Annotated in this window: 28 protein-coding genes and 1 pseudogene; 11 read left to right on the forward strand and 18 right to left on the reverse strand. The window is 67.2% G+C overall.

Annotation, left to right across the window (positions count from 1 at the left end):
• Window positions 1-556: 556 nt before the first annotated feature.
• Entirely contained in the window at window positions 557-1675 is a 1119-nt protein-coding gene (locus ACIREO_RS14060; RefSeq protein ID WP_404108767.1) for a methyltransferase domain-containing protein, read from the reverse strand.
• Window positions 1676-2380: 705 nt separating this feature from the next.
• On the opposite strand from ACIREO_RS14060, the gene ACIREO_RS14065 reads away from it, so the two are divergent.
• The 4 genes and pseudogenes from ACIREO_RS14065 to ACIREO_RS14080 all read left to right on the forward strand — a co-directional run.
• Window positions 2381-2644: a hypothetical protein gene (locus tag ACIREO_RS14065; RefSeq protein ID WP_404108770.1), complete on the forward strand. Its 264-nt coding sequence runs from the start codon at window positions 2381-2383 to the stop codon at window positions 2642-2644.
• Window positions 2613-3143, forward strand: a complete 531-nt coding sequence (locus ACIREO_RS14070; RefSeq protein WP_404108773.1) for a DUF6879 family protein — start codon at window positions 2613-2615, stop codon at window positions 3141-3143. Before ACIREO_RS14065 ends, ACIREO_RS14070 begins: the two co-directional genes overlap by 32 nt.
• Window positions 3144-3168: 25 nt before the next feature.
• Window positions 3169-4017, forward strand: a complete 849-nt coding sequence (locus ACIREO_RS14075; RefSeq protein WP_404108776.1) for a helix-turn-helix domain-containing protein — start codon at window positions 3169-3171, stop codon at window positions 4015-4017.
• Window positions 4017-4231: pseudogene (locus ACIREO_RS14080) on the forward strand (hypothetical protein); the annotation flags it as partial. The gene ACIREO_RS14075 and the pseudogene ACIREO_RS14080, both read left to right, overlap by 1 nt.
• A gap of 16 nt (window positions 4232-4247) precedes the next feature.
• Here the strand turns inward: ACIREO_RS14080 and ACIREO_RS14085 are convergent.
• The 3 genes from ACIREO_RS14085 to ACIREO_RS14095 all read right to left on the reverse strand — a co-directional run bounded on the left by ACIREO_RS14085 (window position 4248) and on the right by ACIREO_RS14095 (window position 6822).
• The gene (locus tag ACIREO_RS14085) at window positions 4248-4985 is read right to left on the reverse strand and encodes a MerR family transcriptional regulator (RefSeq protein ID WP_404108779.1); all 738 of its coding nucleotides are present in this window, start codon (window positions 4983-4985) and stop codon (window positions 4248-4250) included.
• A gap of 53 nt (window positions 4986-5038) precedes the next feature.
• Entirely contained in the window at window positions 5039-5950 is a 912-nt protein-coding gene (locus tag ACIREO_RS14090) for an alpha/beta fold hydrolase (RefSeq protein WP_404108782.1), read from the reverse strand.
• A gap of 89 nt (window positions 5951-6039) precedes the next feature.
• Complete coding sequence (locus tag ACIREO_RS14095; RefSeq protein ID WP_404108785.1) at window positions 6040-6822, reverse strand: SDR family NAD(P)-dependent oxidoreductase; 783 nt, start codon at window positions 6820-6822, stop codon at window positions 6040-6042.
• Between the two features lie 86 nt (window positions 6823-6908).
• Between ACIREO_RS14095 and ACIREO_RS14100 the strand changes: the two genes are divergently transcribed.
• The gene (locus ACIREO_RS14100) at window positions 6909-7760 is read left to right on the forward strand and encodes a helix-turn-helix transcriptional regulator (RefSeq protein ID WP_404108788.1); all 852 of its coding nucleotides are present in this window, start codon (window positions 6909-6911) and stop codon (window positions 7758-7760) included.
• Window positions 7761-8081: 321 nt separating this feature from the next.
• On the forward strand, window positions 8082-9362 hold the full coding sequence (locus tag ACIREO_RS14105) for an LPXTG cell wall anchor domain-containing protein (RefSeq protein ID WP_404108791.1): 1281 nt from the start codon (window positions 8082-8084) through the stop codon (window positions 9360-9362).
• Window positions 9363-9555: 193 nt separating this feature from the next.
• Here ACIREO_RS14105 and ACIREO_RS14110 read toward each other — a convergent pair whose 3' ends face one another.
• Window positions 9556-10269 carry a MerR family transcriptional regulator gene (locus ACIREO_RS14110; protein WP_404108793.1) on the reverse strand — a complete coding sequence of 238 codons (714 nt, stop codon included), beginning with the start codon at window positions 10267-10269 and terminating at the stop codon, window positions 9556-9558.
• A gap of 63 nt (window positions 10270-10332) precedes the next feature.
• Here ACIREO_RS14110 and ACIREO_RS14115 point away from each other — a divergent pair, with 63 nt between their 5' ends.
• Window positions 10333-10812 carry a DUF6194 family protein gene (locus ACIREO_RS14115; protein ID WP_404108796.1) on the forward strand — a complete coding sequence of 160 codons (480 nt, stop codon included), beginning with the start codon at window positions 10333-10335 and terminating at the stop codon, window positions 10810-10812.
• Window positions 10813-10870: 58 nt separating this feature from the next.
• Here the strand turns inward: ACIREO_RS14115 and ACIREO_RS14120 are convergent, their stop codons facing one another.
• Window positions 10871-11434, reverse strand: coding sequence for a flavoprotein (locus ACIREO_RS14120; RefSeq protein ID WP_404108799.1), 564 nt, complete (start codon window positions 11432-11434; stop codon window positions 10871-10873).
• 157 nt (window positions 11435-11591) lie between these two features.
• Between ACIREO_RS14120 and ACIREO_RS14125 the strand changes: the two genes are divergently transcribed.
• From ACIREO_RS14125 to ACIREO_RS14135, 3 genes are all read left to right on the forward strand, one after another.
• Window positions 11592-11807 carry a hypothetical protein gene (locus tag ACIREO_RS14125; RefSeq protein WP_404108801.1) on the forward strand — a complete coding sequence of 72 codons (216 nt, stop codon included), beginning with the start codon at window positions 11592-11594 and terminating at the stop codon, window positions 11805-11807.
• Window positions 11808-11812: 5 nt separating this feature from the next.
• Window positions 11813-12157, forward strand: a complete 345-nt coding sequence (locus ACIREO_RS14130; RefSeq protein ID WP_404108804.1) for a hypothetical protein — start codon at window positions 11813-11815, stop codon at window positions 12155-12157.
• Between the two features lie 116 nt (window positions 12158-12273).
• On the forward strand, window positions 12274-12711 hold the full coding sequence (locus tag ACIREO_RS14135; RefSeq protein ID WP_404108808.1) for a hypothetical protein: 438 nt from the start codon (window positions 12274-12276) through the stop codon (window positions 12709-12711).
• 112 nt (window positions 12712-12823) lie between these two features.
• Here the strand turns inward: ACIREO_RS14135 and ACIREO_RS14140 are convergent, their stop codons facing one another.
• Window positions 12824-13081, reverse strand: coding sequence for a GntR family transcriptional regulator (locus tag ACIREO_RS14140; protein WP_404108810.1), 258 nt, complete (start codon window positions 13079-13081; stop codon window positions 12824-12826).
• Window positions 13082-13349: 268 nt separating this feature from the next.
• Between ACIREO_RS14140 and ACIREO_RS14145 the strand changes: the two genes are divergently transcribed.
• Window positions 13350-13613, forward strand: coding sequence for a hypothetical protein (locus tag ACIREO_RS14145; RefSeq protein WP_404108812.1), 264 nt, complete (start codon window positions 13350-13352; stop codon window positions 13611-13613).
• 142 nt (window positions 13614-13755) lie between these two features.
• On the opposite strand, the gene ACIREO_RS14150 is transcribed toward ACIREO_RS14145, so the two are convergent.
• The 11 genes from ACIREO_RS14150 to ACIREO_RS14200 all read right to left on the reverse strand — a co-directional run bounded on the left by ACIREO_RS14150 (window position 13756) and on the right by ACIREO_RS14200 (window position 22097).
• Complete coding sequence (locus tag ACIREO_RS14150) at window positions 13756-14100, reverse strand: hypothetical protein (RefSeq protein ID WP_404108814.1); 345 nt, start codon at window positions 14098-14100, stop codon at window positions 13756-13758.
• A 556-nt stretch (window positions 14101-14656) separates the two neighbouring features.
• Window positions 14657-14923, reverse strand: a complete 267-nt coding sequence (locus tag ACIREO_RS14155) for a hypothetical protein (RefSeq protein ID WP_404108817.1) — start codon at window positions 14921-14923, stop codon at window positions 14657-14659.
• Window positions 14920-15348 carry a P27 family phage terminase small subunit gene (locus tag ACIREO_RS14160; RefSeq protein ID WP_404108819.1) on the reverse strand — a complete coding sequence of 143 codons (429 nt, stop codon included), beginning with the start codon at window positions 15346-15348 and terminating at the stop codon, window positions 14920-14922. The genes ACIREO_RS14155 and ACIREO_RS14160 overlap by 4 nt, the downstream gene beginning before the upstream one ends.
• A 633-nt stretch (window positions 15349-15981) precedes the next feature.
• A complete protein-coding gene (locus ACIREO_RS14165; protein WP_404108822.1) occupies window positions 15982-16818 on the reverse strand; it encodes a phage major capsid protein in 837 nt (278 codons plus the stop codon).
• Between the two features lie 144 nt (window positions 16819-16962).
• Window positions 16963-17376: a hypothetical protein gene (locus tag ACIREO_RS14170; protein ID WP_404108824.1), complete on the reverse strand. Its 414-nt coding sequence runs from the start codon at window positions 17374-17376 to the stop codon at window positions 16963-16965.
• Window positions 17369-17599, reverse strand: coding sequence for a hypothetical protein (locus ACIREO_RS14175; protein ID WP_404108826.1), 231 nt, complete (start codon window positions 17597-17599; stop codon window positions 17369-17371). Before ACIREO_RS14175 ends, ACIREO_RS14170 begins: the two co-directional genes overlap by 8 nt.
• A gap of 187 nt (window positions 17600-17786) precedes the next feature.
• The gene (locus ACIREO_RS14180) at window positions 17787-18038 is read right to left on the reverse strand and encodes a hypothetical protein (protein WP_404108829.1); all 252 of its coding nucleotides are present in this window, start codon (window positions 18036-18038) and stop codon (window positions 17787-17789) included.
• Between the two features lie 242 nt (window positions 18039-18280).
• On the reverse strand, window positions 18281-18790 hold the full coding sequence (locus ACIREO_RS14185; protein WP_404108831.1) for a hypothetical protein: 510 nt from the start codon (window positions 18788-18790) through the stop codon (window positions 18281-18283).
• Window positions 18791-19078: 288 nt separating this feature from the next.
• Window positions 19079-19489, reverse strand: a complete 411-nt coding sequence (locus tag ACIREO_RS14190) for a hypothetical protein (RefSeq protein ID WP_404108833.1) — start codon at window positions 19487-19489, stop codon at window positions 19079-19081.
• 824 nt (window positions 19490-20313) lie between these two features.
• On the reverse strand, window positions 20314-20493 hold the full coding sequence (locus tag ACIREO_RS14195; protein ID WP_404108836.1) for a hypothetical protein: 180 nt from the start codon (window positions 20491-20493) through the stop codon (window positions 20314-20316).
• Complete coding sequence (locus ACIREO_RS14200; RefSeq protein ID WP_404108838.1) at window positions 20490-22097, reverse strand: recombinase family protein; 1608 nt, start codon at window positions 22095-22097, stop codon at window positions 20490-20492. The genes ACIREO_RS14195 and ACIREO_RS14200 overlap by 4 nt, the downstream gene beginning before the upstream one ends.
• Window positions 22098-22162: the final 65 nt, after the last annotated feature.

The raw sequence follows: 22162 nt of genomic DNA on the forward strand, positions 1-22162 counted from the left end.
GAGGCCCGGCCCTTCAAGTGGACCAAGACCGCCGACCAGATCCTCGACCGGATCTGCCGCTACTGCTCACGCATCTCCGAACCAGGTCACTAGGAACGGTTCGGACGGCTGAAGATCCGCCACGCGCGGCGTTAAGCGTTTCGTCCGCCATCAGGAGGACCGTCCGTCCGGCACTTTTCCGGCCTGTAGCCGCTGTGCAGCGCAGCCGTATGCGCTGTGGACCGCAGAGCCGCAGAGGTAGGCGCACACTGAACGTATGGCCCTACCGAAAACGCATCATTGCTCGGCCTGCTCGAACGGGGCCGCCACGGACGAAGTCCTTCACGAGGACCTCGTCGTCGGAGCACCTCTCTCCATGGAGGACCTTACCGACACGCAGCGCCACGAACGCTTCGCCCTCAAGTACGCCCACGACAGCTGCCAGGTCAGAGAGGTCCGGCGAGTTCCGCACGACAGCTTGAGTGGCTACGCATGGTCCGTCCGGTTCACCGAGAGTCCATGACAGGTTGATCACCGGCCTGCCAGATGCGTCGGCCCGGATCGGTGGGCGATTCCGTCAGGCTCGCTGCCCCGGCCTGGCAGGCTCGATTACCGCACGTGGGTCGCGGAGCCAGATCTGCTGCCCCCGGGCGGTCACCGTCAGCCCGAACTGAGCGGCTTCAGGATGCCCGAGTGCGGAGTACTCGAGCCAGGTCTGCTCGATCTCCTCCCAGAGGAAGCCGGGGCCGTACTGCCAGACGTCCTCTCCGGTGGTTGCGGTGCTGGCGGCCCCGTCCTCGCGGCTCGCCCATACCTGCGTACCGGCAGGGGTGTCCGTGTGCGTCAGGCGTACGCCGGGTAGCCGGGCCCCGGCGTACAGCGCGAACCCCAGGCACAGGAGCTGCGCCGGGTCCAGTCCCGGCCTGCGGCTTCTGCCCGTCGCCCCCTCGACTTCGTGGGGGTCGACTGTGCGGTGCGAGCGCATGGGCATGTAGGAGGCGCCGCCGTGGAATGTGCCGACGGCGGTGCCGTCGTCCTGGATGTGCAGCTTGACCAGGGCGCCGGACCAGAAGTCCCGCGCGAGCGGTGTGACGATGATTCCGCCCGGTCGGACCTGTCGGAGCAGGGTGGGCGGGATGTGCCGGAGCGCGCAGGTGGAGATCAGCCGGTCGACGGGGTCCACGCCTGGCCAGGGCCGTTCGCCGTCGCCGCAGCGCAGGTGCGGGTGGTATCCGGCTTCCGCGAGGAAGCCGGCGGCCTGCTGGGCGAGGGCGGGGTCGATCTCGACGCTGTGGACCTGCTCGTCGCCGAGGCGCTCGGACAGCAGTGCGGCCACGTGACCGGATGCGGTGCCGATCTCCAATACCCGGTGGCCGTCCTCGGTCTGGAGCAGGTCCAGCATGCGGGCGACCATGCTGGGCTGGGAGTTGGAGGACGTTGCGATGCCTGGCCCGTCCACCGTCCCGTCGTCGAGCTGGATGACGACTGGTTCGTCCGAGTTGACCAGGGCCAGCCATGCGGCCGTCCCTACGACCGGTTCGCACCGGTCGGGGAGTTGCCGCCAGATGTGCGGGGGGATGAGCAGGCTTCTTGGTACGGCGTCGAACACCTGCCGCCAACGGGGGCTGAGCAGCCCGCGTCCGTCGAGATCCTGTACCAGGCCCTGGTGGGTGGGGACCTTCTGCGTGGCGCTCACATCAGCCTCCGGTGCGGGACGGGCCCCCACCGTCGGGGGACGGCGGGGTCGGCGGAGGGGTCCAGGGCTTGATCGGGGCGGGGGATCCGCCGTGTTTGCCGTCGCTTGCTTCCGTCGGGGTGTGCCGTAGAGCATCCACGGTTCTCTCCTCTGTCAGTTGGAATCGGGGGGTGCAGTGGTCAAGCAGCAGGGCCCGCCCCAGGCCTCGGTGTCGAGGATGTGCGCGCCGAGGCGGTCCCGGATCGTGCCGACGCGGACCGCGCCGGACGTGAGCGGCTGTGCGCAGTAGATGCAGGCGCGGCCGGCGGATTGGTCCCATGTCAGCCGTTCTGGCCCGGGGAGTGGGCGGGGCGGTGCGGTCATGGCGAACACTTCTCGCACCGAGGGCACTCGCATGCGGGGTATGCCGAAGACGGTTCGGACGTGCCCAGGGGAACGACCTCTGACTCCTCGCGCACCACCCGGAGCCTGCCGTCGCGATTCACCTCGTACACCTTGAGCGTTATAGCCATGGGTCATCTCCCCTTCGGTCGGTGAGGGATACCGAGGACCGTAGAGATGACTCATGTACGTACACCAGCAGTGTGCAGATCTGTGCGTACATTCCCCCGGCTGGCGGAAAATGAGGTTGGGGCCTTGACGTGCCTGGTTCGCGTAGCTGACGGTGATGCACAGAAATGCACACCCCCATGGATGGAGTCAGCAATGTCGCTACTGTTCATCGGGATCGACCCATCCACGGGCGATCACGAAAGCCCGACCGTCTGGGCGGACCTCGAGGAGAAGGAACTGATCTTCCAGGGATGGAAGCCGGGCCCCGAACTCGAGGCGGAGTGCGCGGCGACGGAGGTCCCCGGGCACTCTGTGGGAATCCCCGACACCGAAGCGGTAATCCGGATCCCCGCCAGGATGGTTGGCATGATCAGGGAGGCATGCGATGCCGTCGAACGTGCCGCCCAGCTTCCGTGACCTTCTCGGCGACTGCACTCAATCCGCCGTACATCTGGAGATGCGGGACGCGTACGCTGTCGACTACGAGCGCGGCCCATTCGCCGACTGGCGCGCCGGGTATCGCCACGATCCCGTCGACCGGGCGTCCTGGTGGCGGCCGTGGCTCGACCTCGTAGCCGAAACCGTCAGCCGCGGCGTGACCATACGCCGCGCGCGGATCGTGTCCGAGCCCGTGAGCGAGTACATCCGGTATGAGCACTCGGGCACGTTCACGAACGTGGCGGCCGGCGAGCAGGTGAGATGGCTACCGCGACGTCAGGCCTCGGCTATCGCACTGCCCGGCAACGACTTCTGGCTGTTCGACGGTCGCGTCGTCCAGTGGAACCATTTTGCTGGTGACGGCTCATCGCAGGGCCCGGAACTCACCGACGATCCGGTGGCTGTGGGGCTGTGCGCGGGCGCGTTCGAGACGGTGTGGGGACGAGCGGTGCCACACGACGAGTACACGACTCGCTGATCAGAACCAATCGGACAGGTCACACATGACGATCCCCTCCTCTTCTGCACAGTCCGCTCGCGAAGTCGTCGCCAGGCGGCTGCGTGACCTGCGGAAGGGGGCGGGCCTCACCGTTGTCGAGCTGGCGTCGGGGTGCGGATGGCACCATGCGAAGACGTCCCGGATCGAGAACGCGCGTACCGCACCGACCGCCACGGACATCCGGCTGTGGTGCGGCACCTGCGGGGCTGATGGCCAGGCCGAGGACGTGCTCGCACAGTCCCTGCACGCGGAGTCGATGTACAGCGAGTGGCGCCACCGGACGCGTAGCGGACTGAAGCAACTCCAGGACAGCGCAGTGGCGTTCTTCCAGCAGACAGAGCTGTTCCGTGTGTACTCCTCTTCCCTCGTGCCCGGGTTGCTCCAGACCGAGGGCTACGCTGCGGCCGTCCTCGGGATGAGCGCCCGATTCCGTGACCTCCCCGTCGACGACAGCGTCGCCGCCGCCCGCGCAAGAGTGGAGCGCTCGCAGATCATTCACGAGCGTGGCCACCGATTCGTCCTCCTGATGGAAGAGGCGGTCCTTCGTTACCGAATCGGCGATGCCGAGGCCATGGCTGCGCAGCTCGGGTACCTTCTGTCGGCCGGAGCCCTGCCCGCGGTGTCGCTGGGCATCATCCCGACGACGGCGGAGCGGGGTCAGTGGCCGCGCGAGACGTTCCATGTGTACGACGACGAGCTCGTGTCCGTCGAGTTGGTGTCGGCGCAGGTGCGGATCACTCAGCCCAGCGAGATCGACCTGTATATGCGGGCGTTCGAGCAGATGCGGCGGACGGCGGTGTACGGCACGGAGGCGCGGGCCCTGATCGTGAAGGCGATCGACGCGCTCGGCTGAAACTGGCGGCAGTCATCGAGTTGCCGGCCGAGATGCCGTCGATGTGCGACAACCTCGGCCTGACCATGTGGTTCAGGAAGGATCGGCGAAGGAACTCGCCGCTGCCCGGCCGGGGCCCTGGAGCGAAGACCTGGATACGGCCTTCTACGTCGCGCTGTATCTGCGCGCTGCTCAGCACTCGGTCCGGCGTGGCTGTCCGATCGTCTGCTCCTGACGGGGCGCCGCGTCCGTCAGCTGTCGTGCCCGGCGGTTCGGCGCAGGTCTGCGCGGTGGACGAGCGTGTTGACGATGCGCTGCCATGCCGGTGACGCCTCGGAGATCCGGGAGGAGACCAGCCGCAGGTACCCGGCCTGCTCACCGTCCCGTTCGTGTTCGATCTCCCACGCGTCCAGGTCGTCGATGAGCTGGTCCAGGCGTGGATCGTCCGGGTCCCAGTCGACCGACTGGTCGCAGGCGAGGTACAGGCGCGTCGTCTCGGGGTCGTCGAGGCCGGCGTTCTTGTCCCGTATCCGCTGCGGCATGACGTGCGGGTCGAGTGCCTGCATCAGGATCCACGCGTCGCGCTCGAGCAGGACCCGGCGTTCGCTGACCCCGAGACCGCGCATCCGGTCCAGGACGGCGACCACCTCGGGTGGCAGCACCAGCCTTTCGCCGCTGCCCAGTTGGGCGATCCGGCGGCGGTACTCGGTGAGCCGGCCGATCTTGTGCTGGAGCTCCGCGTCGATGTCGGTGACGGCGGCGGCGAATTCGGCCGGCTGTGCGTGGAGCAGCGCGTCGATGCGGGCCAGTGGTACGCCCGCATCGGCGAGGGTCCTGATCCGGATGAGATCCACCGCCGCCTGGGCGCCGTACCGGCGGTAGCCGGAGGCGTCGCGTTCGGGCTCGGGCAACAGGCCGACGTGGTGGTAGTGGCGAACGGTGCGTACGGTCACGCCGGCGGTTGCCGCGAGCCGGCTGATCGTGAGCACCGTCCTCCTAGGGTTCTCGTGCAATGTCGGTGTGCCGAGTCTACGGGCGGCCCTCAGAGGCGAGTTCGGTCGACGACGTCGCGGATCGCCTGGACCACGGCATCGGGTCGGTCGAAGCAGAGCCGGTGGTGGACCGTGTCGGAGAGGAGGCGTTGTTCTCCGTGCGAGACCGTGCCCACCAGGGCCGCGTCCATCCGCATGTGCCCGTCGTGCATCTCCCGCAACGTCCGGTCCGACGTCAGCGTCTGCTGGGCGGGGTCGGTGCCGACCACGGTGAGAGCGATCACCGGGACATCGGGAATGTCCGGCCCGGTCCGCAGTTCGGCGGCGAGTCCGGCGAGTCCGGTGCGCTCGGCGATGCCGACGTCGGTCCATTCGTCGCTCACCTTGGCATCGACGAGTGCCCGCCGTACGTGCTCCGGATAGCCCGCGAGCAGTTCCTCCGTCATGTCGCGTACGGCAGGGCGCATCTGTTCCAGCTGCTCCCGGTCGGGTGCCATCTGCTCGACCGCGGCCAGACCCGCCGCAGCGGGCATGAAGTCGTCCCAGTCACGGTGGAAGGCGTCCAGCCAGACCAGCCCGGCCACATCCTGCGGGTACAGCTGCGCGAACCGGTGTGCGTAGAAGCCGCCCAGGGAATGCGGCACCAGGACGTACGGGGCGGCGATGTCCTGGGCCCGCAGCAGCTCGCGCAGCTCCGTGGCCACCTCGGCAGCGGTGCGCGGCAGCGGGAGGGCGTCGCTGTAGCCCGTGCCGCCGCGGTCGTACACAACGGCGGTGGTGAACCGGGAAACCTCCTGCTGGACACCGAGGTAGTCCAGGCCCACGGCACTGGCGCCCGGCAGGAAGACCACCGCCGGTCCGCCGCTGCCCGACCGGTGCACGTAAACGCTGCGGCCCTCGATCTCCTGGAACTCTCCGACCGGCGGGGCGAGCCGTGCCGGAGAGGTGCTGTTGTCCGTCATGCGACCAGCCTCCAACCTTGACGCAGGGGCAAGGTCAACCGAACAGGTCGACTTCGAGGACCCGCCGCCACGGTCTGCTCAGGCTCTCCTCACGCGCTGGCGCCGCCGTCGACCGGCACCATCGCGCCGGTCACCACCGAGGCACGGTCGCTGAGCAGCCATGCGGCCACCTCGGCGACCTCGCGGGGCTCGGCCATGCGGCCGAGCGGGATCGATGTCTTGATCTGCTCGATGGTGCCGGGGGACTTCGCCTCCCACGTGTCGATCATCTCCGTCGCGGTGCCGCCGGGGGTGATGCCGTTCACGCGGATTCCCTGAGGGCCCCAGGTCACGGCGGCGGTCTCGGTGATGCTGTCCAGCGCGCGCTTCATGGCGCCGTAAGCGGGGAGGGCGGGGTTCGCGCGGCGGCTGCCGATGCTCGACGTGTTGACGATCGCCCCGCCGCCGTTCCGTCGCATGAGCGCGGCCTCGGCGTTCATGGCGGTCCAGTGCGAGCGGAAGTTCACGGCGAACTGCTCGTCGATGTCCTCGTCACTCGTGGTGTCGAGCGGGCCGGGCTGCTGGATCGCCGCGCCGTTGTTGAAGGCGCCGTCGAGCCGTCCGTGCAGCTCGTCGACGCGGTCGACGGCCGCGCGGATGCTCGTACGGTCGGCGAGGTCCAGGGTGACGGCGTCGGCGACGCCGCCGTCGGCACGGATCCCGGTGACGACGCGGTCGAGGGCGTCCGTGCTGCGGGCGGCGAGCACGACGGCTGCGCCCTCGGAGGCGAAGAGCCGGGCCGCTGCCGCCCCGATGCCGCGGCTGGCGCCGGTGATGAACACGACCTTGCCGGTGAGTAGGCCGATGGGTGCGATGTCGGTGTTGTTCGTCATGACGGCAGTGTCGGCCCGGTCTCCGGGCCGGATACAGGCACAGGCTGTACCAGGATCCGCCGTCGCGGAGCGTGCAGACTTGGCGGATGGACAAACAGGAGCTCGGGGCGTTCCTCCGCAGCCGTCGTGAGCGGCTCCGGCCGGAGGACGTCGGCCTTCCCTCCGGGCCGCGACGCCGGACGCCGGGGCTGCGCCGCGAGGAGACCGCCGTCCTCGCGCACATCTCCACGGAGTACTACGTCCGGCTCGAGCAGGGCAGGGCGCCGCGGCCGTCGGGCGAGGTCCTCGCCGGGATCGCGGGCGCGCTGCGGCTCACCGACGCCGAGTCCGACCACCTCCACGTCCTCGCGGGCACCGCGCCGACCCGTACCCGACTGCACCGGCGCGACGTCCGCCCGAGCATCCTCGCGCTCATCGAGCGGCTGCCGCAGACGGCCGCTCTCGTCGTGTCCGCCGCGTTCGAGGTGCTCGCGTGGAACGATCTCGCGGCCGCGCTCATGGAGGACTTCGGCGGGCTCGCCCCTGAGGACCGCAACCTTGCGCGCCGGGCGTTCCTCGAACCGTCGCGGCCCGGCACGAGGCTGTACGGAGTCTCCGACACCGCCGAGTTCCGGCACCATGTGGTCATGGACCTCCGTGCCACCCTGGCCCGCTACCCGACGGATCCCGAGGTCGCCGGCCTGGTCGGCGAACTCCGCGACGCCAGCCCCGACTTCGCCCGGCTCTGGGAGCGGCACGACGTGCGGGCCGCGCCGATGCTCACGAAGACGTTCCGTCACCCGGCCGTCGGGGACGTCACCGTCGACTGCGACTCGCTCACCCTCACGGACCGGGACCAGCGCCTCGTGCTCTACAGCGCACCGACGGGGTCCCCTGACGCCGAGGCCCTGGCTCTTCTGGGCGTCCTCGGGGCCGACGTGAGCGACTATCAGGGATAGCTCCGTGGCCGGCCACGGTGAACACCCCCTGCCGGGCGGGTGACTCGCTGTTCCGGCCCTCCGTCGCCCGATCCGCCACCCGGGATGCCGGGTGACGCGTACAGGCCATGTGGCGTTCCTCACAGTGAAAGCACAGGCAGTGAAAGCAACTGCACCCATTCGTCTTTTCTGTCTGCCCCTGTGCCGTGATGCCGGGGCGGGCAAGTGAAGAAAATGTGACGGCAGGGCGCTGTTCCGGTCATACGATCACCTCAAGTCGCACCTGCGTGTCCCATTCCGCTGCGACCCCTTCATCTCTTTTTCGGACCCCGAAGGGCTCTTGTGAAGATTCGCCGGATTCTTGCCACATCCGTTGCCGCCGCAGTGACCACGCCTGTCCTCCTGCTGTCGGTGACCCCCGCGTTCGCCGACGACAAGCCGGCAGCGCAGACACAGGAGAAGCCGTCCGTCGCCGAGCTGGAAAAGGCCGCCGCCGCAGCGCAGACGGCGTATGACGACGCCGTGGCGGCCGAGAAGGCCGCCCTGGCGGCTCTGAAAACCCTTGAGGGGGCTTCTCCCCTCGCCCAGGCCGACGAGGCCGCCAAGCTGGCGGCAGCAGAGGCCGCCGCTGCGAAGACCACCGCCGACCAGGCGGTCGTCGACGCGCAGACGGCCGTCGACGCTCTTCCGGATACGGCCACCGACGAGGAGAAGGCCGCCGCGGCGGCCACTCTCGCCAAGGCCCAGGCCGCCGCCGTGACTGCCGACGGGGCCAAGACCGCTGCCGACGCCAAGGCGAAGGAGGCCTCGGACGCGTACCAGGACGCGCGGGTCGCCGCAGCCCAGGTCATCGGTCAGGCGCAGAAGGCCACGAAGGCGGCGCTCGCCGACAAGAACGCCGCCGACGCGGCGCTGGCCAAGGCGAAGGAGGAGGCGGCCGAGGAGGGCGGGGACGACGAGACCTGCGTTCCCGAGCCCAAGCTCACCACGGTCGTCACGGGTCTGCCGTCCACGGTCGTCGCCGGCACGAAGGTCACCTTCAACCTCCGGGTGGCCAACGGCACCGACAAGACGATGGACGAGGTGTTCCCGTTCGTCTACGTCCACGCGACCGACCGCAGCGGACTCAACGGCCTCGACGACCTCGTACACCTGCAGTGGTCGTCCGCCTCGTCCTCGAAGTGGGAGAACGTCGACAACGAGAACTACATCGACAAGATCAGCCCGCTGAAGGCCGGCGCCCACTCCGACATCAAGATGCGCCTCACGGTGGACGCCAAGGCCCCCGCGGGCAACGGCGTCACCTTCGTCGCCGGTGACTACTGGAACGAGGACGGCACCTGCGGCGGGAGTCCCGACCTCGAAGGCTACGAGTTCATGATCGCCGCCGCCGGCAGCAAGCCCGGCAAGGTCGGCGACGCCAAGCCCAGCACGACCAAGCCGAACACCTCGGACCTCAAGCCGCAGAGCGGCGCGTCGGCCAGTCCCGTGAACGGCAGCCTCGCCGCCACGGGCTCGTCCACCGCCACGTCGCAGCTCGCCCTCGCGAGCGGCGCGGCCCTGGCGATCGGCGCGGGTGCGGTGTTCGTCGTACGGCGGCGCAAGGCGGGCTCGCACGCCTGACGCATGGGGCGGGGTGCCGACCAGGCACCCCGGTCCACGCACTGAACGCCCAGTGGGCCCGGCATCGTCGGCGGTGTCGGGCCCACTGCGGTGACAGGGCCGCCGTGGTGGTGGTGACACAGCCGCCACGGCGGCCGGCTGTCAGCGCTTACGGCACGGGCCCAACCGCTGTTGCGGCGTCACCGGTGCCGGTTCATCGCCCCGCGAGGACCGCACCGAGCGGGACGGCGGCGTCGAGCAGGGCGCGGGAGCGGGCCGCCACGCTCGCGGCCCGGGCGGCCAGCGCCGCTCCGACCTCGTCCTGTCCGGGCCCGAGCCGCAGACTCGGCATCAGCTCCCGGAGCGGGGCGATGCGGTAGCCGGCGCCGCGCAGCTGGTGCACGATCCGGGCGTCCCGGGTCTGGGCCGGTGAGTAGCGTCGCGTCCCTCGTGGGGGGACCCGGTCCGGAACCGCGAGTCCCTCGGCATCCCAGTGCCGCAAGGCCGACGGACGCACCCCGAGCGCCGTGGCGAGCTCGGAGACGCTCATCGAGTCCGACGGGCGTACGTCCTCGATCGGCTCGGCGGAGATCGCCGCGGCAGCCGCCTCGGCGAGTTCCAGGTCCTTACGCTCCCGGTCGAGCCGGGCGTGGGCCGCGTCGAGCAGTGCCAGTGCCTCCGCGGCCGGGCGCTCGTGCACGGTACGCATGATCCGCTTGGCCTCGACCGGGCCCGTGGCGGCCGCGAGCGCACGGTAGGCCAGCGAGGACCGCACATGTGTCTCCCCGTAGATCCGGTAACCCGCCGCCGTGCGTGTCGCCGGCGGCAGGACACCGTCGCGTTCGAGGTTACGGACCTGCTGGACGGAGTACCCGGCGCGTCGCGCGACATCGACCGTGCGCAGGACCGACGACTTGAGGGTTGTCACCCGTGGCTCCTCAGAATTCCGGTTCCAAGTCTCCACCAGCACCTTAATGAAACGCTTGAGCACATGACCATCGACGAGATCACCGACTTCGTGGAAGGCCTCGACGGGGTCCTGGCCGTCACGCCGGCACCCGGCGACGGATCCCCTGAGATCAGCTGGGGGGACACCTTCTTCTACTACTCCCCTGACGGCGTCGTGCCGAAAGCGGCTCAACCGTTCGTGACGATCGTGACGAAGGACTACCCGGGCGACGACAGGTCGCGCCTGGACCGCCCGGACACCTTCCGCGTCAACATCGCCGTGAGCAAGGAGACGTTCAGCGACCGGGCCGGCCACGCGCCGCGCGAACCAGCGGGCGACGACGACCCCGGCGTCACCGACACCGTGATCGCACACCCCGTCTACGGCTCCGTCGCCTGGCTCGCGGTGGTGAATCCGGGCCCGCGGACCGATGCTGCGGTCCGGGGGCTGCTCGGCGAGGCCCATCACCTCGCACGTGCACGTCATGAGCGACGAGCAGGAGCGGCGCCGGGCCCAGCATGATGCGGACGACAGGCCGCCAGGAGCCCTCAGACGCGCTCCAGCGGGCGGTGCCCCGCCCTCAACGAGGGCCCACCGCCGGGCCGCCCAGGATCGCCGCCCACGGAAGCTCCCGGACCGCCGGGCCCTGGCGTGGTTCGTACAGGGGCCAGACGTCCGCGCCGTACACCAGTTCCACGCCGGCCCTGCGCAGGGTCCCGAGGTGCCCCTCCCACGCCGGGTGCCGCGCGTGTGCCGCGTTGATCCGGGGGAACACCACCACGGGGACGCCGACGGTGCCGAGTGCCTCGCTCACCTGCGTCAGGGCCTGGTTGTCGGCGATACCCGTCGCGAGCTTGGCGACGTAGTTCGCGCTCGCCGGTGCGACGACGTGGCAGTCGGCCACGGGGTGCGGGCGGGGCTCGGCCGGCAGACGAGGTGTGTCCCTTACCGGCAGGCCGGTCAGTGACTCCAGACGGTCCCACTCACCGTTCGCCCTCAGCCACCGGCCGGCGTTCGGGGTGAGCGTCACGGCCACCTGCCAGCCCAGCGCGAGGGCCGGCTCCACCAGCCCGGTGCGCAGCGTCTCGACGCCATCGGTGGCCGTACCCACGACTCCCAGAACTCCGCGGCTGCCTGCGCTCACTGTTCTCCTCCACCCTGGTCCGTACGGTCGGCCTCTGTTCGACCGCAGAGAAGGATGCCCGGCCGGGACCGGTGAGAACCGCGTCCTGGCAGCCCGACAAGACCGATCCACCGGGCCCCGGGATGCGAGGTGACCAGGCGCGGGGGACCGTGGAGGCATGTCCGGACATCCACCTGTGATCGTGTACCCGCCCTCACCGACCGGCGGGCGGCGGGTGACCGTGCGGGGGCAGATCGTCGGGCTGGCGCACGGGCGCGGGGACGTCGCCTCGTTCCTCCGGCGGGCCGGGCTCGCCCAGGGGGCCGAGGAGATCGACCTGGACCAGCCGGAGTTGATCGAGTGGCGGGGCGGAGACCTCGACACCTGGAGGTGAGCCCCGTGAAGCGTCGTGGAGCACACCGGCACGAGGCGTCGCTCGAACCGCCCCCTGGCTACTACGGGGCGAGCACGGGGGCCCCTGACGCCACGCAGCGGGGCCTGGTCCTCGACTGGGTGGTGAGCCGGCGGGTCGCCGCCGGATGGCGGGTGGAGTCACGGTCCGGAAGCCAGGCCGTGCTGGTGCGCGGACAGGCGGTCAACCATGTGCTGCACGCGTTTCTGACCGTCTTCTCGTGCTGCCTCTGGGGCGTCGTCTGGGCGGCCCTGGCGCTGACGAACGAGGTCGAGCGGGTGGTGCTCACCGTCGACGCGCAGGGGCAGGTCGTGACCGTGGGAGCGCCCTGAGCAGGGCAGGGGCGCCACCCGATCGGGTGCGTCCGGGTCGTGGCCGGTGAGGTCGTCGCACAGGGTCGGATCTGCCCGCAGTAGTGCGGGGCGAGTCCGTCGAGCGGAGGAAACCCATGGTCCAGTCATCAGCATCCGCACCCGGCTCGTCGCGGCCGTCCGCCTCCGACCCCGGCAACCCATGGGCGGCCACCGGCGCGCTGTTCGCGGGGGTCGTGCTCCTCGTCGACGGCATCCTCGCCATCGTCAAGGGGATCGCGGGCATCGCGTCCGACGACGTGTACACGCGCATCAGCAACTACACGTTCAAGTTCGACATCACCGCCTGGGGATGGATCCACCTGATCCTCGGGGTGGTCCTGGTACTCGTCGGATGGAGCATCCTCAAGGGCGCGGCATGGGCGTGGGGCGTGGGTATCGGGCTGGCGGCGCTGAACCTGATCGCGAACTTCATCTGGCTGCCGTACCAACCGGTGTGGGCGATCATCTCCATCGCGCTCGACACCTTCGTGATCTGGGCCCTGTGCGCCAACCGGGCGAAGCCGGTCGTCTGACGTGAAACCGGGGCTCGGACGGCTCGGGGACGGCAGGCCGGGGTAGGTCCCCAGGCGCGTTGTCAGTGGTGCGTCGCACACTAGAGTCTGTCAAGTCACAGCGGTAAGTCTGTCAGGCGTCCGGGGGCGTCTCAGCCACGAAGGTTCCCCGCTGAGGGACCACGAAGACGATTCCGTCCGCCACCAAGACAGCGATGGCACGGCGCACTGTGCTGCGAGCCAACCCGTACTCCTGGACCAGTTGGGTTTCCGAGGGGATCGCCCGGCCGGCGGCCCAGTCACCACGCGCGATGCGCAAGCGGAGAATCTCGGCGAGCTGCCTGTAAGGCGTCAGCGGTGCGCCCGGATCAATCGCGCTGTCAGCGTCCATGGATCCATGGTTCAAGCCCCGTAACGAGTCGGCATCACGAGATACGTCTAGATACGAAGCGATACAAGGCGCTACATTGGTCAGCGAAAGCCCCGGCGACCGCGCGAACGGCCCCGGGGCATGGCCATCAACGGATTGAGCTGATGACGTGACCGACAATAGCGCTGGACGAATCCCGGCACTCCCCACGCTGATGCGGCGACTGCCGTGGGCCGCTGAGAACGGTGGATCCTGCTTCGTCCCCCGTGGGGGTGGGCTGATCAACACGATGGCCGACGACATCGAGATCGGCATGTTGGCTGCTGCTACATATGACGCCACGTCAGGTATGGAGATTGCGGACGACGACGACGCAGACCCCGCAGCACTCCGGCTCGCACTCCGCTACGTGTGTCGCTCAGCGCAAGACGCCGTGAAAGTTGCCGAGTTGAGGGCTGAACGGCTCCCAGAGACCCCGGGAACCGGACCCAGCGCTGATCTTCTCCGGGATGCTCTGGCGGCGAGTCTGCGAAAGCCGCTGTCAGGAAGCTGAGTGGTCTAGACCAAATAGAAGAGCCCCGCTACGCGGCCCATGATCCGGGTGCGCAGCGGGGCTTTTTGGCGTCGCCAGGGGTGTGACCGTGAAACTCGGCCGGGCCGCGCAGCGAGGATGCCGACATTAATGGGGGGACCCCTCAACCGCTAACCCGGACCATGCGGAGTTCAACGTGGTGGACCCGGCCCGCGTATCGGTACCGGGCAAGCTCCCCGTCGACTTCCAGCGTCATGCCATCGAAGACCAGCCGATCGGTCCGCAGCACGTCAAGGTCTCGTCCCTTGGGTCCGATCAGTCGCCATGCCGTAGTCACGCTGGTCCGTTCGCCTACTAGCTCAAGGCTGCTGTCCGGCTGAACGTTGACACCGGCTATCGCCTGCTGCTCAGCATTGGGCCAGTCCCGTTCTGTGGACGCATTGCCGTAACGATCGACGACGAAATCAGCGCGTAGGCGCATGACTGAATCTGCGTACATCGCGCTCATGGCGTCAGCCTCACCATCACGGCACGTCGCCGGTAGCTTGCGAGCAAGTCTTTATCAGCGGGGCTGAGGCTTACGCCGATCGTTTCCGCTGCGTAGGTCATGGACATGGAGCCCACGGTTTCCTGTCGGAGATCCCCGGGATTCGAGAGAACCCGCTGAGCGGCTGTCAGAACGACTGCGAGCACATCGCCGGGCACTTCCGCATGCCCAGCGGTCAGAGCGACGCTCACAGGCGCGCAGGTACGCAGAAACAGGCGATCTCGCCGGACTTCGTAGGCTGACACTTCCAGCGGGATGCCGGCGACGGACACAGAGTCGATACTGACCAACGGTCTCAGTGGAATGTCCACGGCGTACCGCCAGCAGTGACCATTAATGGTGGCACCCGCCGGGTAGAACGTCAGCGTGCGAGTCTCACGGACAAAGTTTGTCCGGGCCTCTCGCCGGATGATCGCGCTGGCGGTTTCCAGGATCAAACCCGCTGACGCGGGAAGGGACTCGGGGTCCGTCTGCATCCAAACCGCCAATTGTGCTGTGGTTGCCAGCGGAGGAAGGCTCATCGGTTCATCACCGGAGTTCCGTCGGCGAGATACCCGGCGATCTTCGGCCGGAATGCCTGAGTCCACTCCGGGTCAGTTTCGGCGAAAGGGTCGAGAAGAGATCCGTAGAGGATGCTTCGCAGCGCGTCGGCCTCTCGCTCATCGAGATTCTCCGCTGCGCGGTGCTTGTCGATCAGCGCTGCGAAAGCCTCAGCAACGGGCCGGGGAGTCATCCGGGCGGCGTGCAGAGTCTTTTCAAGTTCGGCAAACAGCGGATTCATCACACCCACTCCTCGAACTTCTTCAGCGCAGCGAGCTGGGCGGCCTCTCGCCGGCGGTCCTCGGGCGTCTCCGGCGGGTCATATGGGTCGGTTCCCGACTTGGCCATGGTCGCGTTCCTCGCTGCTGCGTACGGCGTGAGCCCCAGCGAATTTTGCAGCGCGCGCACGGATGCCGAATAGGCAGTGACCAACGTAGTCGCCGGGTGCTTGACCAGATGCCCATTGGCGCCAGCCACTACCAGGCCATCACGCGAAATCAGTCGCTCAGCCTCAGCAACGCGGGCAACGGCCAGACAATACGCGGCGCCGGCGTCCCGCTGTGATTCGGTCAGCGCAATATCGACGATCATCCGCTGCCAAACGGCGGAGCAATCAGCGGCGGTGCGTTCGCTGGCCCCAAATTCGGTAACCCAATCGGGTTCGATCATGTAGTCTCCAAAGTAAAAGCGCAGCTCAGCCAACGAAAAAGGTCAAGGCCCCCTGCGTCACGCGCTTGTCTCCCTCTCGGTGGGTGTCATGGCCATCAAGGGTTGCCCGCCTGGGGGGTGGGGGGCCGGAACGAGAATTCAGCGGCCAATTGGCTACTCAGCGTCGCGGAATGGGCCTCATTGCTGCTGCGACAGCGCATAATGGCCGCCCAATCGCGCTGAATTGACGTCCTGAGAGGCAAATGGCAATGCCTAAGCGTGCTCACGCCGTCACATATGGTGATTGCCCGCATGTAATCAGTGCTCAATCGGCCAATTCATTGCCGTTCATCAGCCCAATGCGCTGCGCACTCAGTGTGATATCGCAGCGAGATAGTCCATCGATCAGCTATCGCGTTGCGCTGTGCATCCACGCTGTGGTTAGGCGCATGGCTTACTGATCAGCGCATGGATAGCGCGCGTGAGCCTGAGTCGCATACAGATGCAATAGCGCATGGTGATGGTGCCCGCCTTAGGGCTCAGGCCATAGGGCCGCAGGGGGCCGCCTAAGGGCATAGGAGGGGGATGCCAGAAGAGCCCCCAGGTACCCCGTGATAAGGGCACCTGGGGGCTCTCAGTGGCTTGCCGGGGGTGTTACTCGGCAGCCTGGGTGATGCGCACCTGGGTAGCCGGGACCGGAACGGCGAATGCAACGCGCATCACGGCACGAACACCAACTCGATTTGACGAGAAGTACGCTGAGTGATCAATGTCGAGACGCGTATCCTCGCGCACAACGACCATCATGTCTTCCTTGCTGATTCCGTAGATGACACCGTCGGGCATATGGGCGCTGGAGAACGCCGGCCGTCCCAGAATGGTGCTCCGGCCAGCCTCAGTAGGCGCCGCATTGAGTAGGTCGAGGTTCGAACCGGTCGCAGACTTCACGGTGTTGACCGCAAGCAGCGTGGCCGGGTTCATGACCCATGCCGTGATGGTGCCGCCCGCAGCCTCAGAAAGGCTCACAGCCTCATTGAAGGCGTCCAGATTGGCGAATACCGCCGGGGCGTCCACCTCGCTGATTCCCGCAAGGGCCGCAAGCCCAGCCGGGTTCGGGGCCGACATCACATTGAACAGTGCGTGGTCAACGGAGTTGGCGATCATTCGGGCGATTGACTTGCCCACAGTGGCCGTTGCGCTAGGCGAACTGTCATCCGCGACTTCACGGGTGACGATAGTCAGGCCAGCAAAAGCCGCCGGCGTAACCGCAAGCTCCGAAAACACGGCGTCACCCGCCACAATCTCGCTGCCTTCCGCGACAGCACCAGCGGGAACATCGGAGACCAAAATAGGGATCCGGAACGTGTGCGCGGAAGTACGGACCTCAGCGCCAACCTGAAGTGCTACCGAGAGCTCGCCGACCGGCTTTTCAACCAGGGCGCCAAACTGGTCCGGCAGAATCGGGCCAGCGCCAGTGGAGTTGAGAGTCATGAGAATGTCCTTTTGTCAGGAAAGAATGGATGAGGTAGTCCACTTCGCGCCTGGCGATAGGACGTCAAGATTTGCCCACCTGGGGCGGTACTGCGTGGCGCTGTCTCCCACCTGGGGAACTCACAGCGCCATTACTGCGAAGTACTACGGCCGTCTTGCAGCCTTGAAGGCGTCAGCCATGGTGATTTCCGCCGGGGGCGGTCCAGAACGGCCACCCTGGCCAACGTCTCCCCACGTCTCCGGCTGCTGAGCGGCGAGCCCCGGGCGCTTGACAAGCAATTCGCCTACAGCGGTATCAAGAGCCTCGCCGTTCACGGTGTCGTCTTCGGAAATCAGCGAAGCAAGCTCAGCAGCGCCCAACTCGAAGAGATCGGAGGGTTCCGCCAGACGATCGGCTACGCGGGATTCCACAGCCCTGCGGAGCAGCGCATTAGTGCGGGATTCCGCTGCCTCTAGCCGGGCCTCAGCCTCGCGAAGCTTGGTTCGCCACTTCGCAGCCTCTGCGTTGGCGCTGGGAGCTTCCTCGGCCGGCACAACTGGCTCAATCTGTTCAGCCATTCCGATCAAACCTTCCGGTGCCGTCGAGGATGTCCAAGAGGACGTGATTGAAAGCCGTTCGGCGGACAAAGTCCACGGCCTGGGAAGCGGCCAGCGAATCGCCCGTAAACGCACGGAGATCAGCGGCGCTGACCCATAGGATTTCGGCGAGCATCTCGGCCGGGAAGAGCACGGGCGAAGCCTCGCTGTGGAGTCGGGCGATCATCTGCGTGGCGGCGAACATGGCTGAGGTTGAATCCATGAGGATTTCTCCGGGGTAGGTGTGGACCGTGCACTGAGAGGCCGCCAGCGGGACGGAGGAGGACCGCTGACGACTTCACGGGGCACGGGCAGGGGGAGACCAGACAGCGCGAACGGGAGCGGGGACACGCCGTCTGGTCGGTATTCCGGGATGAAGCCCCGGAAGTCTGTTAGCGGAGCTTGAAGCCCAGAATTCGGGCCCGGTTACCGTTCTCCCAACGGGCCGGCGTCATTCGGCACCCGGTCGACGCCATAACCCGCGACCAGGCACCCAGCGGGACGGTGGAATGCCCGTTGGCCTTAAGCCAATCGTTGGCCGCTATCCAGATAGGGAACGATTCCACCTCATCGCGGGAAGTCACCGCCACAGCGTCCATGGACATGTTGATCAGCGAGGCGAACTGGCGATCGTCGGGGCGCATGCGGGACACAATTTCCTCCGGAAAAGACGAAACCCCCGCACCCGCTGACTCCCGGGGCATCGGGATTCGGCAGATACGGGGGAAGACTGTGGGAAGCAAGCGCCGATGCCCAGCGCGGGAGTGGGGGATGCCGAACGGCCCGGGGAGTCCGAAGACATCGGCCCGGGCCGCTCTGTGGCACACCAACCACTGGAGTAGAGGACCCACCATGACGAAGTTCCTCTACCTCTTACGGGAATGCGTCACGGGGCCATGTCCCGCTTGGCCTGTCGATAGCGCCGATTGCGTTCAGCGGCCAGACGCCGGCGCCGGTACTCTGCGCATCCCGGACACGTGGTCGCCCATTTCCGCCGCTGGCCCCGGGGACGAGTCTGCGAAAAGGTGGTCCCGCACTCAGCGCATGGTCCGCTGTGCGTCGCCTGGTGGCCCAACTCGGCCACGGTGCCAGTGGTGTTGGCGAAGGTTCGCCCGGGTTGCCCGGCGGCTTGCTCAGCGGCGTATCGGGCGGATATCGCTGGGTTGGTGCGGGACGTCACCGGGAATGCCCGACCGTTGTGAAGGATGTCAGCCTGCCGGCCGCTGGGAATGGGCTCACCGCGCTGCCGGGCAACATCCTTGGGATCCCAGGTAGTTCCGCGCAAGCGGGTATAGGGGATGTCACGGATCAGCGTAAAGCCGCCGGTATGAATGATGTCTGCCACGGTGGCGGCATGGTCAAAGGCGCCCAGTTGAGTGGCGTCGTGAATGGTCATGGTGGTCTATTCCGATTGCAGTTGGGGGTGTTCGTTCACTCAGTGCCGTTTTGCGGTGACCACTCGATAACGCGGTCACCGGTGTCATCGCGCATGACGTTTCGCCGGTTCCGAGCAACCAGAAATGCCGTTCGGCGTGCCCGGCGGAATGGTCCAGAGCGGCTGACTCAGCGCGTCATCGGACAGGGCAAGGCATTCGGGAAGGTGCTTCATCGGTGCCCCGGGGCATGTAAAGGGGCCAGGCTCGTTTCCTGCTGAGCCTGGCCCCTGAGTGGGCGGTGAGTCGGTTCAGTCCCGCTTGCGCATGGCGCGCTTCATGTCGCGGTGGTCCAACTCGCGGTGAATGGCTTCCGCAACGCTTGCCCGGTACTCAGCGTCAATGCGCCGGTGGCCATCGCTGACCAGTGCTCGCCGGGAAGCTCTCAGCGCCGCTAGGGCCGCCGGGAAATCAGCCTCGCTGACTTGGTGCCGAAGCTTGTCCATACGGCGGTGACAGGACCGGCAGAGCGCCATATAGGCCGCGCTGAACGCTGAGTACGGGTGCCCGTCCGGCTCATCGCGCTGAATCGGATACTCGGTAAGTGGATCCAGCGCCCATTCCTCGGCCGTAAGGCCACACCAGGCGCAGCCATGTAGCGAGGCGGGCCCCCGGAATCGGCGCAAGTCGAGGTGCCAGGATGCGTACGTAACTTCGGCCATGGTTTCCTCCGTGGAAGTCGGCGCCGTGGGTCCGCTGGTCGGTCACCAGGGGGCTTCCCCACGGCCTCTCACTCGCTTTGAGGCTCTGGGGAAGCCCCCTGGTGGGCGGACAGCGGACCCACTCACGCAAGGAAGCCACACAACGGGCCTTGAGGGGCTCTGGGTCCACGGTCGGGGGGAATTGCCAAGGAAGGCCCGGAGGGCGGCAGACGGGCACGCAGGGGCTTCCTGGGTGTGCTGAGCTCTGGGCATCGCTGGCGTGCGAGCCCAGCGGGAACGGTCACCGGCTGAGCCGTGGGTACTTTTCTGCCCTACGTACCTAACCCCCTAATACGTGTATGGAGAGATAGGTACAGTCCGGGTCGTTTTTGCCCACTCGGCCCGTTCCCGCTGGTCAGCGGCTTGCCGCGCCTCGCCAAAAGTGCCCACGGCGTTTTTGACCCTGCCAGATCTGCCCGCTGCCACTCCGGCTGGTGCTCAGAATGCGGACTTTCTCGGCGGGGATGGCTGCTGAGCGCACAGTGCCACCGACAGGCTTCACGGGCGGGTGATCATGCGCTGCGCGCCAGCGGGACGGGCCGGCCGGGCACTCACGGCTCTGACCAGCGGAAATGCGGCCGTCACAGTTTTTCTATGATTGGTAGTAACCCTCTGTACGCGTATTGGAGGTATTACTCCCATCACAAGAAAATTGATACGGCCGAGTAGTCCCAGGTCAGCGGCCTGCCGAGCCCATCCCGCTGCGTGCCCATCACAGAAACCGCCCGGCGGTGCGCAGCGGAAAGGCCCCCAGACGTCGTGTCCAGGGGCCCCGATGCGCTGTGCTACTTGCTGCTGGATACCCCCAACAGCTCTGGGTACCCCTGTAGTGCTTTCTGGACGGCTTCCCAGCGCGTCACCTTCTGCGCGGTCCACACGGTCTCGTCGCCATCACGCTGGGCGCTGTACAGGCGTTCCAACGTCCAGCGGATGTATTCCCACTCGTCGCGCTGGTCCGGGATCATGCCTCGCCGCCAGCCCATGTGATTGCCAGCCGGTCCTCAACCTTGCTGGCCCGCCCGTACGCTGTGGGCTTTCCGACGTCGATCCTGTCGATGAACAGCGCGAGGAACTCCCGGCGCGTGGTGAGGTCCCAGCTATGCCACGGGGCATCCTCTCCCAGCGGGTCCCCATTTGCGGAAACCCACGCTTCCACGGGCAGGCTGATGCTCGCCAGGCTCGCACCGTCCAAGTCTGCTAGCGCTGCTTCCAGTCGGCTTTCCTCCGCTGCAAGGCGCTCTGCGGAATCGCGGAATATCTTCGTTCCGGTGCTCCCCATGTAGGCGCCCTGCTCGCGGTCCTGATAGAGCGTCACGAGTGCTGCCCGGTTGTACTCCAGAGCAGCCGACATTTCGGCGCGCTGGGTCTCGATTCCGGATCGATCTTCCTGGTGCGCAAAGCGGCGCGAAGCCTCGACCCATAGCGACTGGTCTGCCTCGCTGAGATCCCCGAAATCCGTTCCCGCGATGGCCGTCAGCCTGGCAAAGGTGCGACGTACCACCATGTCGTCCAGGTTCGGCATGCGCACCGATGACAGGGTGTGTTCCGCTGAGGCGTTCGCAGGACGAGTGCAGCGGTAATAGCGCAAACCACGGCCTACGCCTGCTTGCATCGGGCCCCCGCACTGGGCACAGAATAGAAATTGCCAGCCTGAGAGCAGCGCAGGAGTGCCCGCATGCTTACGGGTTTCTGGCCGCTTGCCACTGACGATTTCTTGCAGCGCGAACCACTCGCCGGGCGTCACGATGCCGACATGGGTCCGGAGGATTTCGCCGGCCGCATCACGCTGAGGCTCACGACGTTGGTCAGCCACCTTGGAGGCGAACCCAGCGAGGCGCGGATCGCGCAGCACTCGGTAGACGCTGGCGGTGTGCCACTTGGTGGCCGGATCCGCACCATGGGAGGTGGGCACACCTTCGGCGTTCAGCCGCTTTGCGATGGCGTTCGCAGCTAGGCCGCTCATGGCGTCATCCACCATGCTGCGCACGTGCCCGACTGTGACAGGGTCCGGCACCAAGCGCGTGACCGTGAGTGTTCCTTCCTGGCCTGGCACCGGCACAGTCACCCGCTCCGAAATAAAGCCATACGGTGCGCTGCCGGTGACGTGCCCGCCAACCTGCCGGATCGCCGCTTGTGCTCGGAGGATGTGTTGCCGCTTGGACTCCGATTCCTGCTGGGCCAGGCCAGCAATCAGCGCGAAGATTGCCACGCCGATGGGGTTGGACGTGTCCAGGAACGGCTCATCGACCGACACCAGCGAGACACCGTGGCGCGATAGCTCATCGTTGATCTTCATGGCTTCGTACGCGCCCTGTCGGGTGAGCCTGCTGAGCGCCGGAATCACCACCACATCGCACTCATGTGCCCGAACCGCAGCCATGAGCGCTTCGAAGCCGGGGCGAACGATCTTGGGGTCGAAGCCTGAGCGGCCTACGTCTTCGAAGTGCCCGGCGAACGTCCACCCGCGTGCGTCGATCAGGTCCCGGGTTGCCTTGCGCTGCCCCTCAGGGCTGGTGCGTGACTCGTCCTCACGCTGCTTGCTCTGCCTACCATAGGAAACGGCCCTCACGGAGTCGAGATTACGGGTGCGGTGCGCGTATGGCGTCATACTGCGGTACCGAACCGGAAAGCCTG

The sequence above is a fragment of the Streptomyces sp. NPDC102441 genome (assembly GCF_044765585.1).
Lineage (GTDB): Bacteria > Actinomycetota > Actinomycetes > Streptomycetales > Streptomycetaceae > Streptomyces.

Excerpts from the sequence above, each read along its gene's own strand:
- ACIREO_RS14065 (WP_404108770.1), top strand. The coding sequence starts at position 2,381 with ATGTCGCTACTGTTCATCGGGATCGACCCATCCACGGGCGATCACGAA.
- ACIREO_RS14070 (WP_404108773.1), top strand. The coding sequence starts at position 2,613 with ATGCCGTCGAACGTGCCGCCCAGCTTCCGTGACCTTCTCGGCGACTGC.
- ACIREO_RS14075 (WP_404108776.1), top strand. The coding sequence starts at position 3,169 with ATGACGATCCCCTCCTCTTCTGCACAGTCCGCTCGCGAAGTCGTCGCC.
- ACIREO_RS14090 (WP_404108782.1), bottom strand. The coding sequence starts at position 5,950 with ATGACGGACAACAGCACCTCTCCGGCACGGCTCGCCCCGCCGGTCGGA.
- ACIREO_RS14095 (WP_404108785.1), bottom strand. The coding sequence starts at position 6,822 with ATGACGAACAACACCGACATCGCACCCATCGGCCTACTCACCGGCAAG.
- ACIREO_RS14100 (WP_404108788.1), top strand. The coding sequence starts at position 6,909 with ATGGACAAACAGGAGCTCGGGGCGTTCCTCCGCAGCCGTCGTGAGCGG.
- ACIREO_RS14115 (WP_404108796.1), top strand. The coding sequence starts at position 10,333 with ATGACCATCGACGAGATCACCGACTTCGTGGAAGGCCTCGACGGGGTC.
- ACIREO_RS14125 (WP_404108801.1), top strand. The coding sequence starts at position 11,592 with ATGTCCGGACATCCACCTGTGATCGTGTACCCGCCCTCACCGACCGGC.
- ACIREO_RS14135 (WP_404108808.1), top strand. The coding sequence starts at position 12,274 with ATGGTCCAGTCATCAGCATCCGCACCCGGCTCGTCGCGGCCGTCCGCC.
- ACIREO_RS14140 (WP_404108810.1), bottom strand. The coding sequence starts at position 13,081 with ATGGACGCTGACAGCGCGATTGATCCGGGCGCACCGCTGACGCCTTAC.
- ACIREO_RS14145 (WP_404108812.1), top strand. The coding sequence starts at position 13,350 with ATGGCCGACGACATCGAGATCGGCATGTTGGCTGCTGCTACATATGAC.
- ACIREO_RS14150 (WP_404108814.1), bottom strand. The coding sequence starts at position 14,100 with ATGAGCGCGATGTACGCAGATTCAGTCATGCGCCTACGCGCTGATTTC.
- ACIREO_RS14160 (WP_404108819.1), bottom strand. The coding sequence starts at position 15,348 with ATGATCGAACCCGATTGGGTTACCGAATTTGGGGCCAGCGAACGCACC.
- ACIREO_RS14165 (WP_404108822.1), bottom strand. The coding sequence starts at position 16,818 with ATGACTCTCAACTCCACTGGCGCTGGCCCGATTCTGCCGGACCAGTTT.
- ACIREO_RS14170 (WP_404108824.1), bottom strand. The coding sequence starts at position 17,376 with ATGGCTGAACAGATTGAGCCAGTTGTGCCGGCCGAGGAAGCTCCCAGC.
- ACIREO_RS14175 (WP_404108826.1), bottom strand. The coding sequence starts at position 17,599 with ATGTTCGCCGCCACGCAGATGATCGCCCGACTCCACAGCGAGGCTTCG.
- ACIREO_RS14180 (WP_404108829.1), bottom strand. The coding sequence starts at position 18,038 with ATGCGCCCCGACGATCGCCAGTTCGCCTCGCTGATCAACATGTCCATG.
- ACIREO_RS14185 (WP_404108831.1), bottom strand. The coding sequence starts at position 18,790 with ATGACCATTCACGACGCCACTCAACTGGGCGCCTTTGACCATGCCGCC.
- ACIREO_RS14190 (WP_404108833.1), bottom strand. The coding sequence starts at position 19,489 with ATGGCCGAAGTTACGTACGCATCCTGGCACCTCGACTTGCGCCGATTC.
- ACIREO_RS14195 (WP_404108836.1), bottom strand. The coding sequence starts at position 20,493 with ATGATCCCGGACCAGCGCGACGAGTGGGAATACATCCGCTGGACGTTG.